Below are 14,775 nucleotides of genomic sequence, written 5' to 3'. Positions count from 1 at the left end.
CTGGTGCTGGTAGAACTTCTGCGAGTTCGCCGCCCGGATGTTCACCAACGACCCGACCGTGAGCGCGCTGATCGAGCCGCTGGACGCCAGGTGCACCACCCGGTCGCCGGTGCGGGCGGAGAACCCGGTGTCACCCGCCTTGGCCCGCAGCTTCACGCCCGCTTTCCAGTGCACGTTCACCGTGCCCTCGAAAATATCTTTACGGTTGGCCGGGGCGGAGTTGTAGTCGCTGAAGTAGCTTGAGTGCACACCCCGCGACTGCACCCGGAACAACCCACGACCAGGCCACAACCACCCACCCTTACCACTGCCGTGGGTCATTCCGTCTTCGTCCCAGTCCGACTTGTCCTCGGTCAGGGTGTCGTACAGGGTGTTGGCATCCGGCCGGTAGACCACCTTGGTCGCGGTCATCCCGGCACCCCTGATGATCAGGTAATCCGCGTCGACGTGAATCTCCCGCGTCACCACCAGCTCACCAGCAGGCAGGGTGATCAAGCTCAGTTTGGTGTAGCTGGCGGAATTCGAGCAGGAGCTCTTGATGGCGTCGATGGCCGACTGCAGTCCAGCCGAGTCGTCGGCGCCGTCGTTCGGTTTGACGTTGTACTGGCTGCTCAACTCATCCGGCGTGATCTGACACGTCTGGTTGGAGTTGACGTCACCGGAACCGGGCAGGTTCATCCCGCCCCGATATCCGGCTTTGCTCCAGTCGTACAGGCCGCTGACGGCGGCGCGGCGGTTGCCAGCCGATGTGTCCAAATTGGTCAGAGCGCCTGCGCCGGGCGCGGCTTGGGCTCCTTGGGACAGCGTGGCCGCGGCGATGACCGCGACCGTGCCGAGACCCAGCGCTGCGATGCGTCGGGACATGTTTGAAGAAACCTCCAGTGCGGGGCGGCGGGATGGGGGCTTCCGAAGAAATCAGGGTGCGACGAAGTTCCCGGACAGGATCAGCAGTACCTGCAGGGTGATCCCGGTGCCGTAGTAGTCGTTCGCGTCCGGGCTGAAGGCGTTGATCTGCGTGAACAGCTTGTCCAGCCACGCCTGGCTGCCGGGGTCGGTCATCGCGGCGACCGCGAAGGGTGCGGTGAAGCAGGGGTGCTCGCCCTTTTCGGTCGGTACACCCGCGAGGGTGTAGCCGGATCCGATCTTCGCCGGGTCACCACCTGTGGTGGTCTTGATCCAGGCGTTCATCTTGCGGACCTGGGCGAGTGCGGCGCTGCCCTTGACCGTGATCGCATCCGCGCCGAGCCGCCACGGGTCACGGCAGGCGTTCCAGCTGTACGCGCCGTCGTACTTGCCTTCGAGGAACTTGCCCGACGGCGGCTTGGGGGTGCTGTTGGTGTTGATGACGAAGTCAGGCAGCAGCCCGGTCTTCGGGGCGTACTGGGTTTGCAGCTGGCTGACGGCGTTTTCATGCTTGGTGCGGATCTGGCCCCACGCCGAGTCGCCGGTGGCTTTCTCGAAGGCGCGGAAGTGGCCGGGCATCCAGTCCGACGACCGGGACGCGGTCGCGTACTTCCCGGAGTTGCCCCAGTCGCCGAGCAGCGTGAACTTGGTGCTGGAGCTGACTTCGGACGCCTTGATGGCGTTGATCACGCGCACGGCCTCGGCCTTGTAGTTGATCGATCCCGAAGAGCCCCACACCTTGTCGGCGATCAGCAGTCCGTACGCGATCTCCAGGTCACCGTCGGTCGCCGAGTCGCTTCCGTTGACGCTCTTGCAGTTCGCGTCCTGTTCAGCCGCGTGCAGATCCTTGTTGTTGACCGAGGGGTGAGCTTTGACGAACCTCAGTATGCCGTCAAAGATCGCCTTGGCCTGGGAGTCCTTGCCGGCCATCATGGCCGCGATGGTCATCCCGTAGCCCTGGCCCTCGGCGACGTACGGGTGGTCGGCGTCCTTCGACATCACCGCGTACGTGCCCGAACCGCACCTGGTGGACAGGAAGTTGGCTTTCCAGAAGTTCCAGTACTTCGTCACTGCCGCGTCCTGGGTGGCCTGCGGCGCCGACGGCCGGAGCGTGCCCGGCACGTACGCAGTGCCCGCGGCCGACGCGGGACTGGCGGTGACTAGGGCCCCAGCGACCAATGCGGTCGCCAAAGCCAGTGTTCGCAGGGGTTTTCGCATCTTCTCCTCGCTCGAGTCATGCGACGCAGGGTGTCAACTCAATGGCGGCGAGTGCCAGTGAGCGTGACACGCGGGGAGAACCCTGGTCAATACTGTTAGGAAACTTTCCTAACTATGGGGTTCGATTCGTGCCTGGTCTGTGCGGTTGTTGTGGGACTAAGCGCGCAAAGCGGACGCGAGTGATCGGGTGATCGCGAAGTTCGACCGAGGGCAGGCCGTCGCTTCGGACGCAATGCCCCCGCGTCACGCTGACGTGGTTCGGCGTCCTGTGTGGAGTTCTCGCGGGTCGGGGAGCTCGATCTCAGTCGCCCAGATGTCGATGCATCGCGGCCATCGCGGTGGCCAGGCCGGAGAACTCCTTGTCCGTCAAGCCTTCCCGGAACAGTTCACGGACGAGTCGAGCATGCCCCGGGGCTGCCGCGCGTAGCTTGGCCCACCCCTGGTCGGTCAGGTAGGCCACCACGCCGCGATCGTCGCCAGGGGAGTGGCGGCGCGCGACAAACCCGGCCTTCTCGAGCTGGGTCACCTGGTAGGTGAGGCCGCTCTTGCTGGTCACCGCGGCCTGGGCGAGCTCGGTCATCCGCAGTGAGCCCTCCGCCGCCTCCGACAGCCTGCTGAGCACCTCGTACTGCGGGTGGGTCAAGTCGGCGTCCTGTTCGAATTTGAACTACCTAGGAGGTATGGCATGGTCACCACTGAGGTGCGCGGCACCACTACCACGCAGGACAGTGGGCTTCTTCTGCTTCGAGTCGCGATTGGGCTGATCATGGCCGTGCACGGGGCGCAGCAACTCCTCGGCTGGTTCGGTGGCGGCGGGATCGACGGCACTGCGGCGTTCTTCGCGTCAAGCGGGTACTCGGCGGCGACGCTGATGGCGGTCCTGTCCGGCTTGAGTCACGTCCTGGGCGGCCTCGCGCTGGCTGTCGGCCTGTTCACGCCCCTGGCCGCGGCCGCGATCATCGGCACGATGGTCAACGCGATCGCGGTGATGTGGGGTTCCGGATTCTTCGCATCGGGCGGCGGCATCGAGTATGAGCTGTTCCTGACAGTCGTGGCCGCGGGACTCTCGCTGACCGGTCCGGGCCGGTACGCGCTGGACCGCAACGTGCCCGCGTTGCGTGAGCACCGGGTTGGCTTCGGTGTGGCCGGGGTTGTGCTGGGTGTGGTCGCGGGTGTGCTCGTGCTTGCGCTCTTCCGCTGAGGCTTGGATTTCCGGCTAGGGTTGCGCTCATGCCGATGTGGTTGGTGGGTGCGACCGTTGTCGACGGTCTCGGTGGTGAACCTGTTGCCGGGCAGGCGGTGCTCGTCGAGGACGGCCGGATCACGCAGGTCGGCGGCCATGTCCCGGCCGGGGCCGAAGTCCTCGACTGCGCCGGGATGACCCTTGTGCCTGGGCTGATCGACGCGCACGTGCACTTCGGGATGTCGAGCAACCTGCAGGCCAGCGTCACCCGCCAGCTGTCGGTGGCCGAGCTCGCCGCGGACATGTTCGCCAACTGCGCGCAGACCCTCGACGCCGGGTTCACGACCGTCCGCGACACCGGCGGGATCGACAACGGGCTGGCCGGGGTCGTGGCGAGCGGCAAGATTCCCGGCCCACGCATCCTGCACTGCGGGCCGGTGCTCTGCCAGACCGGCGGGCACGGGCACCTGGCGCCCGAGTGGGAGCCGACCGCGGACTGGGTACACCACGAGATCCCGGGTCTCAGGGCGTGGACAATGCTGACGGACGGCCCCGATGCCATGCGCCGCAACGCTCGTGAGGCTTTCCGGCGTGGCGCGAGCTTTCTGAAGCTCTGCGTCACCGGTGGCGTGGTGTCCTTTCACGACAAGCTCTCCGACACCCAGTTCACCCAGGAGGAAATCGCTGTCGCGGTTGAAGAAGCGACAGCTCGTGGCGCGTATGTCACCGTGCACGCGCACAACAACGCAGGCGTCCGCAATGCGATCGCCGCGGGCGTCAAGTGTGTGGAGCACGGCTCGGAGATCGACGACGAGGTCGCCGCGCTGATGTCTGAAAAGGACGTCGCACTGGTGCCGACGCTCGCGGTCATCGACATGGTTCTCGCTGATGTCGCCACCATCGGGCTGCCCGCGCACATCGCCGAGAGGGCACTGACCGTCCGCGACGGCATGATCAACGCGATTCACGCAGCCCGGCGTGCTGGTGTCCGGATCGGCCTCGGGTCGGACTTGATCGGGCCGAACCAGCGTAACCGCGGCGACGAGCTTGTCATACGGTCCAAGGTGGAGACGCCGATGGCCGCGCTGGTCTCGGCCACCCGGGAGAACGCGGAAATCCTCGGCCTCGCCGAAGAAATCGGCACCATCGAGGTCGGGAAACGGGCTGACATCGTCGGTTTCGACGTCAGCCCGCTTGACGATCCGTCGGTGTTCGCCGACCGCGAGCGGGTCACTCTCGTCGTGCAGAACGGAACCGTCGTCAAGGACACCCGTTAGTAGTTGTCCCAGTCGATTGTGTAGTTCGCGCGGTCCGGCGGGGTGTCGTCGATTCCGATCTCCCGCAGGTCCTCGGACGTGAAGACCTTCGACGACCGGTCGCCGAGCATGGGATCCAGCAGTGCCTCCAGCATGGTCACATGCGCCGTGCGGGCCTGTTCGACGAGAGTGTCGATCTGGTCGGATGCCGCGAGAACCGGTTGCAAGGCATCGGCTTCCTCCAGCCGCCGGAAGATCAGCCCGCCTTCGAGGATGTTGGCCCACGGCGTGCGAAGGGCCAAACTGGACTCCACGGTGTTGCGTACCATCATGAGAATCGGCCTGTGCTCGCTGTCGACGGCACCCCATTCGAACGAGAAGTCGAAGAGGTACTGCAGTCCGGACAGGATCTGCTGGTGGTACACGCGCATCGCGGCCTTGTACCCGTCGGCCGGGTTGTACTCGCGCTGGGCGTCGATGTACGCCTGAGCCAACGCGCGGCGGTCGTACTGGGTCATGCGGTCAACGCTAAGCCAGCTGACGGACTCCGCGTACCGAATTACCGGCTCAACAGTTGGATTCATGCTGGATTGAATCTTCTTGTCGTGCAGATGTCCAAGCGTAGAGTCGGATACGTGGCGCGCCGCCGTTTTCGTCCCTGCACAAGAAGGAATCGGCGAGATGAGACTCAAGGCTTTGCTTTTGACGCTGACTACGGTGACCGGTCTCGTGTGCGCGCCTATGGCGGCCGTCGCGAACACCAAGAACGTCGTGGAGCCGCCGGACTGGGTGAAGGCGATGCCCGCGCCCGCCAAAGTCGAGGGCGTCGGCGCCATGGCCGTGCTCAACATCCAGTACCAGGTCCAGCAGACCGGCTACTGGTGCGGGCCCGCGGCGACGAGGATCGCGATCTCGGCGAAGAAGAGCAACCCGCCGAGCCAAGCGACGCTCGCGCAGCAACTGCCCACCACGACCAACGGCACCGACTGGATCGGGCAGGTCACCCGCGTGCTGAACATGCACATCGGCACGGGGTGGTACGAGACCAAGGAAATGCCGAACGACCCGCCCACCCAGGCACAGCGGGATCTGCTGTGGCGTGACATCGTCCTGGACATCAACAACGGCTACGCGATCGTGGCGAACATCGTCGCCCCGCCGAACAACCACCCGCCGGGCTACCCCAACTACACCGTCTGGCACTACTTCACAGTGATCGGCTACGACAGCTCGGACATGACGGTCAAGATCGCCGACCCCGCCAACTTCGGCGGCTACCAGATCTACTGGCTCACCTTCAACCAACTGGCGACGCTCATCCCGCCGAAGGGTTACTCAGCCTGATGTCCGGATAGCCGGCCCTGTCCTGCAGGGCCGGCTTGTCCAACAGCATCGCGCCTCGTTTGGACAGTGAGTGCACAACAGAGTTGTTGCGCCGCTGGGTGTTCACCAGGCCCGCGTCCCGCAGGACGGCCGCGTGCTGAGACGCTCCCGATGGCGTGGTCCCAGTCGCACGGGCCAGTTGCTTGGTGTTCAGATAAGGCTTTTCGGCGATCACCCGCAGCACAGTCGCACGGGTGCGGCCCAGCAGCGCCTCCAGCGACCGGGCGTCCGGTGTGGCCGATGCGTGGGAAGCCCAGCCGATCACCGGATCGACCGGGTACACCAGCACCGGGCGCAATGCCGGATCCGCGAACGTCATCGAGGTCTGCCAGCAGAAGAACGACGGCACGAGCACCAGGCCGCGGCCGTCAAGGCTCAGGTCCTGATCGACCGGGTAGTCGACCTCGAGCACGGGCGCACGCCACCGGATCGACGGGTGCAAAGTGGACAGGACGTGCTCGAGCCCGTGCGTCATGGCCATTTCTGCCCGTCGTGCCCAGTCCTCGCGGATGTGGGACTTGAACACGTGTGCGTACGGCAACAGGGCTTGGGCGTGGTACTGGCGGATCCGGTCGGCCAGCCTGCGCATCATCTCCGCGTCCCCGCCCGCGATCCGCCACGCCCAGCTCGGCAGCTTGGTCTGCTCGGCCAACCGGGTCATGTCGGCCCGCAGTGTGGCGCTGCTCGTGCTGAGCACGACCTCCAGCCCGTCATCCAGCTCAGGACTGTCCACGAACGGCGTGAGGAAGTCCGGCGAGTAGCCCTTGGGCGGGGCCAAAGTGGTCAGAATGTCACCCGAGGGGTGCAACGCGGCCCGCACGTCACGCCGCCACGGCCCGAAGATGGCCGCGCCGCGCCGCGTCTGCAACAGGTGCAGACTGAGCAGGACCTCCCATAACGGATGAGGATGTGCCCTGATCCGGATCCTGGTGAGGTCCTCGGCAGTGAAGTGCACCCGCAGCATTTCCCGCCCCCCGGTCGATCGCAGCGGTTCCGCTACCAAGCATGATGAGGTGACAGACCCTGCGCAGTCCATCGTGAAGGGACATTTGAAGACCATGAGCACACTTCCTGCTCCGCGTACGCCGGACCCGATGGATGCGCCGGCCGTGCGGTGGGGGATCCTCGCGCCGGGCTTTATCGCGAACCTGTTCTGCACCGCGCTCAGGCAGGGCACGCGGCAGGAGATCACCGCCGTCGGGTCACGCAGCGCCGAGCGGGCCAAGGCGTTCGCGGACGAGTTCGGGGCGGCCTCGGCGTACGGCTCCTACCAGGAGCTGGTGAACGATCCGCAGGTCGACATCGTCTACGTGGCCTCGCCGCACTCCGAGCACCTCCACCAGGCCCGGCTCGCGCTGGAGGCGGGCAAGGCCGTCCTGGTCGAGAAGGCCTTCACCCGCAACGCCGCGGAAGCCCGTGAGCTGGTCGAGCTGGCTCGTTCGAAGAACCTGTTGCTGATCGAGGCGATGTGGGCCCGGTTCCTGCCGCACTACGACGTGATCCGCCAAGTCGTCGAGAACGGCGTCATCGGCGACATCACCACGGTCTACGCCGACCACGACCAGCCGCTGTACCCCGGCGGCCCTGACCGGCTCGCCAACCCCGCGCTGGCCGGTGGAGCCCTGCTCGACCTGGGTGTTTACCCGATGTCGTTCGCCGAGTTCGTGCTCGGTCCGTTCACGTCGATCACCGCGGTCGGCGCGTTGACCGACCTGGGTGTCGACAGCCAGGAAACCGTCGTCGTCACCAACGCGGCAGGTGCGCAAGGCGTCCTGCACGCCTCGATGCTCGCCAGGTCGGCCACCAGTGCGTCGGTGTGCGGAACGGCAGGCCGCCTGGACATCGACGGCACGTTCTACATGCCGGCCGGGATCAAGATGTACGACCGCGACGACAACCTCGTCGACCAGTACGAGAAGGTCGCCGACGAGGGCCACGCGGGCCTGCGGCACCAGGCAGCCGAAGCCGCGCGCTGCTTCGCCGCGGGCAAGACCGAGTCGGCGGTCTTCCCGCTCGACGCCACCGTCCGGGTCATGGAGGCGATGGACAACGTCCGCGCCCAGCTGGGGGTCCGTTACCCCGGCGAGTGATCAAGACCGGCGGCCTTGCGGGACCGCTCGTCCCACACGGGCTCGACCGACGCCAAGTCGGGCCCGTGGCCGCGCCGGTAGACCAGGAGGGTTCGTTCGAACGTGATCACGATGACCCCGTCCTGGTTGAAGCCGACCGTCCGGACCTGGAGCACGCCGACGTCCGCGCGGGACTTCGACTCGCGCGCACTGAGCACTTCGGACTGCGAGTAGATGGTGTCGCCCTCGAACACCGGGTTCGGCAGCCGGACCCGGTCCCAGCCGAGGTTGGCCATCACGTGCTGGGAGATGTCCACGACGCTCTGCCCGGTCACCAGCGCGAGCGTGAACGTCGAGTCCACGAGCGGCTTTCCCCACTGCGTCCGCGCGGCGTAGTGCCGGTCGAAGTGCAGTGGCGCGGTGTTCTGGGTGAGCAGCGTGAGCCAGGAATTGTCGGTCTCGGTCACTGTCCGGCCAAGCGGGTGTTTGTAGACATCCCCGACCACGAAGTCCTCGAAGTACCTTCCCATGCGCCCATCCTGTCACCGCGCGATGACCAGGTAGATCATTGACATTGCTCGCGTCGAACCGCGTCCTGTTCGACGCAGCTGCTCACCTCAAGGGCTAGCAACGAGAAAACGGTTCGACGGCTTTCCCGGCGTCCTGACACAGTGGCGCACTATGGCCAAGGTCGAGCTGGTGACCGCCGCGGACGTACAGCTCATGCAAGGTCTGGCGCAGCGTGTCACCGCCACGCGCCCGGACCTGGTGAACAGCGACGCGTCGTTCGGCGAGCTGGCGTGGAACTGGGGCAAGGGGCACGCCAGCGACCGCGCGAGCTGGCGGCGTCGATTGTGGTTTTCCGGCGAGGATTTGGTGGCGTGGGGCTGGGCTCATCTTCCGCGCCAGGTGAGGCGGAGCGACGGGTCGGTGAAAGACGTGACCGGCGCCTATCTGGCGTATCAGGTCCATCCCGACCACGCCGGGCTGATTGACGAAGTGATCGACTGGTACGACGCCACGGCAGGGAACATCGAGCGCACGGTGCTGCCGGGCGCCGCCGATGAGTTCGCGCTGAAGCGGTGGGCGGCGCACGGCTATCAGACCGATCCGGCCGCGCTCGGCGACACCGGGGCATGGACCCAGCTCAACGAGCGCGACCTCATCGACGTGGAAAATCCGGTACTGCCAGAAGGATTCCGCTTTCGCACCGCCGACGAGGCCGGGCCGGATGCCGCGGTCCAAGCCCACCTGGACGCCTGGGCTCCCACGGCATACACGGCCGAGAGCTACGAGGGCGTCCGGCAGACGGCGGCGTATCGCGGCGATCTGCACATCCTGGTGGAGGCGCCGGACGGGACGATGGCGTCCTCGACGATCATGTGGCTCGACGAAGCGAACAAGACCGCCGAGTTCGAGCCGGTCGGGACGCATCCGGGCTACCGGCGAATGGGGCTGGCAAGGGCGATGCTCCTGCACGGGATGCATCTTGCGCGGGCAGCCGGGGCCACTCATATGACGGTCTCATGTCTGGGTGCACCAGGACATCCCCAGGCACGCGGGCTGTACTACAGCGTCGGGTTCCGGGAGTTGTCGAGGGACGCGCCGCTCATCAAAATCCCGACCTGAGCGGGCGTCTCCGAAGTAGACGCCCGGGCTGGATTCCGGTCTGGATCCTGGAGGTCGACGCCGTCACTTGTACGGCACGGCGAAGATATGGCTCATGTCCGAGGAATGCGTCGTCGCCGAGCCGCGCGAGTCGGTGAGGCCCTTGGCGATTCCGTGTGTGGCGCCGTCGTACCCGGAGATGTAATCCACCTTGACGTAGGCGTTGAACCGCGGAACGCACCCCGGATCGGTCTTGATCTCGAACTGTTTGGTCAGCGGAACGTAGACGTGGTGAACGCTGTAGAGCATCGTTTTGGTGATCGGCGTGGTCGAATCGCTGTGGCAGACGGTGCCGTCGGCCTTCCATTGGTTGACCAACAGCGTGAACCTCGCCGTGGACGCGCCCGTCGTGCAGTCAGCGCAGGGCTTGACGACCATGTAGTTGCTGTCCCCGAAGACCTTCAGCCCTTTGAATCCCGGTGCGATGTCGAAAGTGTTCGTCGCGGGAATGCGCAGAACGGGGCTGGCCGAGTCGATCGAGGTGTTCCTGGCGACGCTGGCCTGGATGGGCTGCCCGGTGGTGGTGTTGGCCACGGACTGGTCGGTGAACTGGATCGAACCGCCGACGAGGTTGTAGTACCGGTCGTCGTACCCCAGTGAGATCGACCTGACCTGGGCGGTGCAGGTGACCGTCGTCGCGACACCCGGGTGCACGAGGTACTGGGTGGTCAGTTCGATGTCTTCCAGGTCAGGGTACTTCCCGGTGTCCGGCAGGATGTTCTGACCGATGACCATGTTCTTGCCGCCGCCCGGCCACTTGCAGATGATCTCGTTGTCGGCCAGCGCCCGCCCGGTCGCCGAGTTGAACCGCATGACCGACTTGATGACCGCGGTCTGCGTACTGGACATGGCCAGCGACACACTGCCGACCGGGACGACGTTCTGTTCGGGTTTGCGTTGTTCCTCCGGTGCGGGAACTCTCGGCGCCAGTATGGTCTGTGGCTGGAAGGTGTAGCTGGTGGCGGCCATGGCCGGTGGGACGCAGACCAGCGCCACCACCACTGCCATGCCGAAAATAGATGACGCAGCTCTTCGCACGTCCGGTTCCCTCCAGGTCGACAACGGTGTCGCCCATTGGAGCGAGCCGCGCTTGCGGTTTTCTCCTGGAGGCCTTCCGGCTACGGCAGATCGTCGTGCAGGCTGGCGAGCAGGTTCGGGTCCACTTCGGACGAGATGGCATCGATGAGCCAGCGTTCCAGCTCCCGGCCGGGATCGGCGAGGAGCTGTTCGTGTCCGTCGCGGTCACGCACGAGCACCACGCCGCCGGACACGAACACCTCGGTGAACGGGGAATCCGGGTCGGGCAGGACGTACAGACCGCGGTAGCCGAGGCCTTCCCTCGGCCTGCCCGCCGACGGCCGCAGACCGGCAAGCCGCTGGACGAACTCGGCCGCGGGGCCGAGGCGGACCGTGGGGTTCGGCCGCCCGCTGAACACGTCGATCTGGACGTCCATGCCTTCACCGGATCTTCATCAGCAACCGAAGCCGCGGATGCGTTGTCGTTGGGTGTTGCAGCCGTAGAAGTAGCCGCAGAAGATAGTGTACGGCCCACGGTTGGCAGTTTCCGGGTTGTTGATCACCACGCCGCTGTTGTCGTAGTTGCGCGCCGCGGTCCCGCCGGGTTTGTGGCCCCAGAACCCTTCGAGGTGGTAGCGGAACCAGTGGTAGTCGCCGTTTCCGAACGCCGGCGGGGGAGCGATGACCAACGCCACCAGGTTGCGCGGAATCTCGGAGTCGGGGAAGCAGTCGAAGCGGTGATGCATGCCGTCACACAGCGCCGCTCTGGTGACCTCGTTGCAGTTGATCGACTGGTAGATGCTGCCACACCCGAGGCCGGGTTGCGCGAAGGTGTTGGTGCGCCAGTTGCTCGCGTAGTTGTAGCAGTTGTTGCATCGCATGACCGTCGCGTCGTTGTTCCAGAAACCCGGGTTGAACGCGGTGCGGTCGTAGAAACAGGTTGCTTCCGCTCCCACGGTTTCCTCGGGGGTCGCCCGGTCGGTGTCGGTCATGGTGCTTCGGGAGAGCTGGCTGACTTCCTGCAGTTGCGCGGTCAGCAGCTCGGTCGCGGAGGTTTCGAGTGCGGGCGCGCCTTCGATGGTGAGCGCCTCTCCACGATCGGCGAGGTTGATCAGTCGCTCGGCCAGTTCCGCTGCCCGCGGACCAAGCGCTTGCGGGCCGACCGGGAGGTACATCGGGCTGCCGATGCCGAAGTCGGACGCCAGTTCGTCGGCGTGCGGCTCCAGCCTGAACCCGCGCAAGCCAAGCCCGCCCGGCGGTGTGTCGGCGGTGAGCAACGCCGCACCCGAGGTCAGTTCCCGGAGCGTGGCCCGGATCTCGTTCTCGTCGCTGACCTCCCACGCGGGATTCGGCCTGCCGGAGAAGACATCCGCCGTGATCTTCAACATCATCGATCCCCATTCGTTCGCGGCTCAGGGATCGGATTGTGGCCAGGTACTTGCCTTGTGCTTACCGCCGTTCGAGCGACGGCTTTTTCGTCTACTGTGGACTGCGGGTGAGCAGGGTCGCCCCGGAGGTTCGTACCTTCGCGCAACGGCGAAACTCAGTCCAACCGGAACGATTGTGTCCCGTGTGGACCCCACAGCGGACCCGAGGCGAGATCGGCTCCGGCGTGCCGCCACCAGTCCGCTTGTTCCTCGGTGGCGATCCCGTCGACGATCAGGAGCGCTCCGGCATGGTGGACCAGGTTCGCCACGTGCAAGGTGGTGTGGGACAGAGCGGCGGAGATCCGGACTCCCCTGAGCGAGAAGCGCTCAAGGCACGCCAAGTCCCGCAATGAACCGGTGAAGTTCAGCCCGATGAACTCGATGCCAAGATCGGCGAGCACCCGGAGGTTGTCCGCGGCCTCATCACTCTCATCGGACAACAGATCGAGCGGCATGCCGAGCCAGAGCCGTTCGTGCGGCACCCGGTTGAGGTCCAACGACCGAAGGGCGATGCTCACCAATTCCATGTCGGCCGACTGTTGTCTGGTCAGATTCACACTCAGCGGGATGTCTGGCGCCGCCCGAAGCTCGCGGCACGTCGTGGTGAGCAGCATTGAACCAAGCGTCGAGCTGAAACCGGTCTGTTCGGCCAGTTCGACGCATTGATCGTGTGGAATGACGCCGTGCGTCTGGTGATCCCAACGCAGAACCAGTTCCGAACGCACGGCCGAGTTGGTGGCCAGATCGACAACGGGCTGGTGGGTCACGACGATTTCGCCCATCTCGAGTGCGCCCGGCAGTTGCGCGGCGAGGATCGACGCCTCGACATCACCCATGTGGCGGTTCGGATCGAACATCGCCCACTGCCGGAAGCCTTTGTTTCTCGCCCGGGCCAACGTCATCGCCGACGCGCGAAGTACTTCGGCCACATCCATGTCGTCGGGTGGCCGATCTACGACACCGATGCACGCGGTGGTCGCGACACCGCGGCCATCGAAGTACACAGGTGACTCAGACAGCTCCTCGTTGATCAAGGCGATGGTGGTGATGATGTCAGGGCTGTCGGGCTTGTTCGCAACGAAAACGGCGAATTCGTCACCGTCGAAGCGAGCGACCATCGCGTCTTCGGCTGCGAACATAGCCTTGAGCCGTTGCGCGGTCAGCATGAGCAACTTGTCGCTGACTGCGCGCCCGAGCCCGGCGCTGATCAAGGAAAACGCGTCGAGCTGGATGTGGTACAGGGTCACGACAGTGCCGGAGGCCTGCCGCCGCAGCGCGGTTTCCAGACGAGTCGCGAAGTATTGCCGGTTCGGCAGGCCAGTCAGCACGTCGTACAGCGACTGACGGGAAAGCTCATCCTGAAGCAACCGCAGTTCGGTGTTGTCCTCGACAACGGTCAGGATCTGTGACGAGGCTCCCGAGCGGCGAAGCAGAGTCGCGACGAGGTCGACCCGGACGACCGTGCTGTCAACGAGAACCAGCCGGGTGCTGAGCAGGGCCCGATGTTTCCGACCGTCGATCAGGTTCTGGTACTGAACCGCCAGCGACTCTCGGTTGCTCGGGTGAATCAGCTCGAAGAACGAAAGCTCGGCCAGCTTGTCCGCGGTGTGGCCGATCATCTTGCGGAACGCTTCATTGGTCCGGATGAAGCGCCCCGCCGTGTCCGTGACGATGATGCCGTCGAAGGACGCCTCCGCGAGATCCTCGAAAGTCGCCCCAGCGGTTTCGAACGGCTCGATCTGCTCGGTGAGCCGGTTGAGTTCTTCCTCCTGCTCGTCCAGCAGCCGGTGCATCCGGTCGAGCCCGGCGTTCAGATCGTCGATCTCCGCCTGCTCGTCAACGACCGACCGCACCTCATCCGGCGCGGTCAACGCGCGAAGCTTTCCGTGCAGCACCGCGACCTTGTTCTCCGCGGCACGCACTAGACACCGCGCACGTTCGTGTTCAGCCGTCGCCCGATCGAGTTGGTCCTGCGTTCGCCGGTGGATCTCGGTCAGGTCGCGTTCGGCGGCGTCGCGTTGCGCGGTCACCTCCTGCACGCGACGCATGACATGGCCGAGCAGCGACGTCAAGACCCAGATCATCTTCGTTGTCCGTTGCTCGGCGCGCTCACTCGCGAGCAGCTGGAGATTGGCTTCGTGCAGTTGTTCGTGCGCCTGGATGACTTGCTGCTGGGTCGCGATCACCATCGCGCGGGCGTCGTCCGCTGCTCGCGTGGCGGTGACGTGACCCTGGTTGCGATGCGCCTTCTCCCACCGCATACCGGCCTCGGTCAAGCGTTTGTCCAGACTTGCCGCGTCCGGCGCGCACACCCGCGCGACGGCTCGCACGAACTTCTGCTCGGGCAGCATGCTGCCGTTGAGCCGCTTCGACATGGTCGATGTGCTGCACTCAAGATCCGATGCCAGCTGCTGCAGTGTCTTGCCCGCGTTGTCGATCAGGCCGCGCAGGTAGTGCGCGAGTTCGTGCAACGCCGGGTCGGTGCCCTTCAACGCGGCCCACGGGTGGCCGGGTCGCCTGCGGCGTGCCCTGGTCATCGACGCTCCCGAATTGTTCGCGAACAACACCGCTCTGTGCACCGCCGACCGGGATTGTCCGCGCGAACGCAAGCGGCACAACCTCGCGGTCGCCGATGGTCCGTCCCACTCGAC

At 65.5% G+C, this 14,775-nt stretch carries 14 protein-coding genes and 1 pseudogene; 5 read left to right on the top strand and 10 right to left on the bottom strand.

Annotation, left to right across the window (positions count from 1 at the left end; translation table 11 throughout):
• The 3 genes and pseudogenes from B9C43_RS36160 to B9C43_RS36150 form a co-directional block, all read right to left on the bottom strand.
• A pseudogene (locus tag B9C43_RS36160) lies at nt 1–864 on the bottom strand (hypothetical protein); the annotation flags it as partial.
• A gap of 51 nt (nt 865–915) precedes the next feature.
• Nucleotides 916–2,121, bottom strand: coding sequence for a family 8 glycosyl hydrolase (locus B9C43_RS36155; protein ID WP_084431171.1), 1,206 nt, complete (start codon nt 2,119–2,121; stop codon nt 916–918).
• 301 nt (nt 2,122–2,422) lie between these two features.
• Nucleotides 2,423–2,764: a MarR family winged helix-turn-helix transcriptional regulator gene (locus B9C43_RS36150; RefSeq protein ID WP_084431170.1), complete on the bottom strand. Its 342-nt coding sequence runs from the start codon at nt 2,762–2,764 to the stop codon at nt 2,423–2,425.
• A 42-nt stretch (nt 2,765–2,806) separates the two neighbouring features.
• Here B9C43_RS36150 and B9C43_RS36145 point away from each other — a divergent pair, with 42 nt between their 5' ends.
• Together B9C43_RS36145 and B9C43_RS36140 are read left to right on the top strand one after the other, a co-directional pair.
• Nucleotides 2,807–3,322, top strand: a complete 516-nt coding sequence (locus B9C43_RS36145; protein ID WP_084431169.1) for a DoxX family protein — start codon at nt 2,807–2,809, stop codon at nt 3,320–3,322.
• Between the two features lie 29 nt (nt 3,323–3,351).
• Nucleotides 3,352–4,581, top strand: coding sequence for a metal-dependent hydrolase family protein (locus B9C43_RS36140; protein WP_235039050.1), 1,230 nt, complete (start codon nt 3,352–3,354; stop codon nt 4,579–4,581).
• Here the strand turns inward: B9C43_RS36140 and B9C43_RS36135 are convergent.
• Entirely contained in the window at nt 4,578–5,078 is a 501-nt protein-coding gene (locus B9C43_RS36135) for a hypothetical protein (protein WP_084431168.1), read from the bottom strand. The two genes, B9C43_RS36140 and B9C43_RS36135, sit on opposite strands and share 4 nt — an antisense overlap.
• A gap of 163 nt (nt 5,079–5,241) precedes the next feature.
• Here B9C43_RS36135 and B9C43_RS36130 point away from each other — a divergent pair, with 163 nt between their 5' ends.
• On the top strand, nt 5,242–5,904 hold the full coding sequence (locus B9C43_RS36130) for a C39 family peptidase (protein ID WP_143446830.1): 663 nt from the start codon (nt 5,242–5,244) through the stop codon (nt 5,902–5,904).
• Here the strand turns inward: B9C43_RS36130 and B9C43_RS36125 are convergent.
• Nucleotides 5,876–6,907, bottom strand: coding sequence for an ArsR/SmtB family transcription factor (locus B9C43_RS36125; protein ID WP_084431167.1), 1,032 nt, complete (start codon nt 6,905–6,907; stop codon nt 5,876–5,878). The two genes, B9C43_RS36130 and B9C43_RS36125, sit on opposite strands and share 29 nt — an antisense overlap.
• Before the next feature lie 94 nt (nt 6,908–7,001).
• Here B9C43_RS36125 and B9C43_RS36120 point away from each other — a divergent pair, with 94 nt between their 5' ends.
• The gene (locus tag B9C43_RS36120) at nt 7,002–8,033 is read left to right on the top strand and encodes a Gfo/Idh/MocA family protein (RefSeq protein ID WP_084431236.1); all 1,032 of its coding nucleotides are present in this window, start codon (nt 7,002–7,004) and stop codon (nt 8,031–8,033) included.
• Here B9C43_RS36120 and B9C43_RS36115 read toward each other — a convergent pair.
• Nucleotides 8,018–8,542, bottom strand: a complete 525-nt coding sequence (locus B9C43_RS36115) for a MaoC family dehydratase (RefSeq protein WP_084431166.1) — start codon at nt 8,540–8,542, stop codon at nt 8,018–8,020. The genes B9C43_RS36120 and B9C43_RS36115 overlap by 16 nt on opposite strands.
• 151 nt (nt 8,543–8,693) lie before the next feature.
• On the opposite strand from B9C43_RS36115, the gene B9C43_RS36110 reads away from it, so the two are divergent.
• On the top strand, nt 8,694–9,641 hold the full coding sequence (locus tag B9C43_RS36110) for a GNAT family N-acetyltransferase (RefSeq protein ID WP_084431165.1): 948 nt from the start codon (nt 8,694–8,696) through the stop codon (nt 9,639–9,641).
• A 63-nt stretch (nt 9,642–9,704) separates the two neighbouring features.
• Here the strand turns inward: B9C43_RS36110 and B9C43_RS36105 are convergent, their stop codons facing one another.
• From B9C43_RS36105 to B9C43_RS36090, 4 genes are all read right to left on the bottom strand, one after another.
• Nucleotides 9,705–10,688: a hypothetical protein gene (locus B9C43_RS36105; RefSeq protein ID WP_084431164.1), complete on the bottom strand. Its 984-nt coding sequence runs from the start codon at nt 10,686–10,688 to the stop codon at nt 9,705–9,707.
• A gap of 110 nt (nt 10,689–10,798) precedes the next feature.
• A complete protein-coding gene (locus tag B9C43_RS36100; RefSeq protein WP_051896805.1) occupies nt 10,799–11,134 on the bottom strand; it encodes a hypothetical protein in 336 nt (111 codons plus the stop codon).
• 18 nt (nt 11,135–11,152) lie between these two features.
• Nucleotides 11,153–12,085, bottom strand: a complete 933-nt coding sequence (locus B9C43_RS36095; protein ID WP_084431235.1) for a hypothetical protein — start codon at nt 12,083–12,085, stop codon at nt 11,153–11,155.
• Nucleotides 12,086–12,240: 155 nt separating this feature from the next.
• On the bottom strand, nt 12,241–14,661 hold the full coding sequence (locus B9C43_RS36090; protein WP_143446829.1) for an EAL domain-containing protein: 2,421 nt from the start codon (nt 14,659–14,661) through the stop codon (nt 12,241–12,243).
• Nucleotides 14,662–14,775: the final 114 nt, after the last annotated feature.

The sequence above is a fragment of the Kibdelosporangium aridum genome (assembly GCF_900176515.1).
Classification (GTDB): Bacteria; Actinomycetota; Actinomycetes; order Mycobacteriales; family Pseudonocardiaceae; genus Kibdelosporangium; species Kibdelosporangium aridum.
Note: the sequence above shows the minus strand (reverse complement) of the source record. Positions and strands in the feature narration are given on the sequence as shown.

Bases quoted from the DNA above. Each gene is read 5' to 3' on its own strand.
- B9C43_RS36095 (WP_084431235.1), bottom strand. From the start codon at position 12,085: ATGTTGAAGATCACGGCGGATGTCTTCTCCGGCAGGCCGAATCCCGCG.
- B9C43_RS36135 (WP_084431168.1), bottom strand. From the start codon at position 5,078: ATGACCCAGTACGACCGCCGCGCGTTGGCTCAGGCGTACATCGACGCC.
- B9C43_RS36090 (WP_143446829.1), bottom strand. From the start codon at position 14,661: ATGACCAGGGCACGCCGCAGGCGACCCGGCCACCCGTGGGCCGCGTTG.
- B9C43_RS36140 (WP_235039050.1), top strand. From the start codon at position 3,352: ATGCCGATGTGGTTGGTGGGTGCGACCGTTGTCGACGGTCTCGGTGGT.
- B9C43_RS36120 (WP_084431236.1), top strand. From the start codon at position 7,002: ATGAGCACACTTCCTGCTCCGCGTACGCCGGACCCGATGGATGCGCCG.
- B9C43_RS36115 (WP_084431166.1), bottom strand. From the start codon at position 8,542: ATGGGAAGGTACTTCGAGGACTTCGTGGTCGGGGATGTCTACAAACAC.
- B9C43_RS36130 (WP_143446830.1), top strand. From the start codon at position 5,242: ATGAGACTCAAGGCTTTGCTTTTGACGCTGACTACGGTGACCGGTCTC.
- B9C43_RS36105 (WP_084431164.1), bottom strand. From the start codon at position 10,688: ATGGCAGTGGTGGTGGCGCTGGTCTGCGTCCCACCGGCCATGGCCGCC.
- B9C43_RS36110 (WP_084431165.1), top strand. From the start codon at position 8,694: ATGGCCAAGGTCGAGCTGGTGACCGCCGCGGACGTACAGCTCATGCAA.
- B9C43_RS36125 (WP_084431167.1), bottom strand. From the start codon at position 6,907: ATGCTGCGGGTGCACTTCACTGCCGAGGACCTCACCAGGATCCGGATC.
- B9C43_RS36155 (WP_084431171.1), bottom strand. From the start codon at position 2,121: ATGCGAAAACCCCTGCGAACACTGGCTTTGGCGACCGCATTGGTCGCT.
- B9C43_RS36100 (WP_051896805.1), bottom strand. From the start codon at position 11,134: ATGGACGTCCAGATCGACGTGTTCAGCGGGCGGCCGAACCCCACGGTC.
- B9C43_RS36145 (WP_084431169.1), top strand. From the start codon at position 2,807: ATGGTCACCACTGAGGTGCGCGGCACCACTACCACGCAGGACAGTGGG.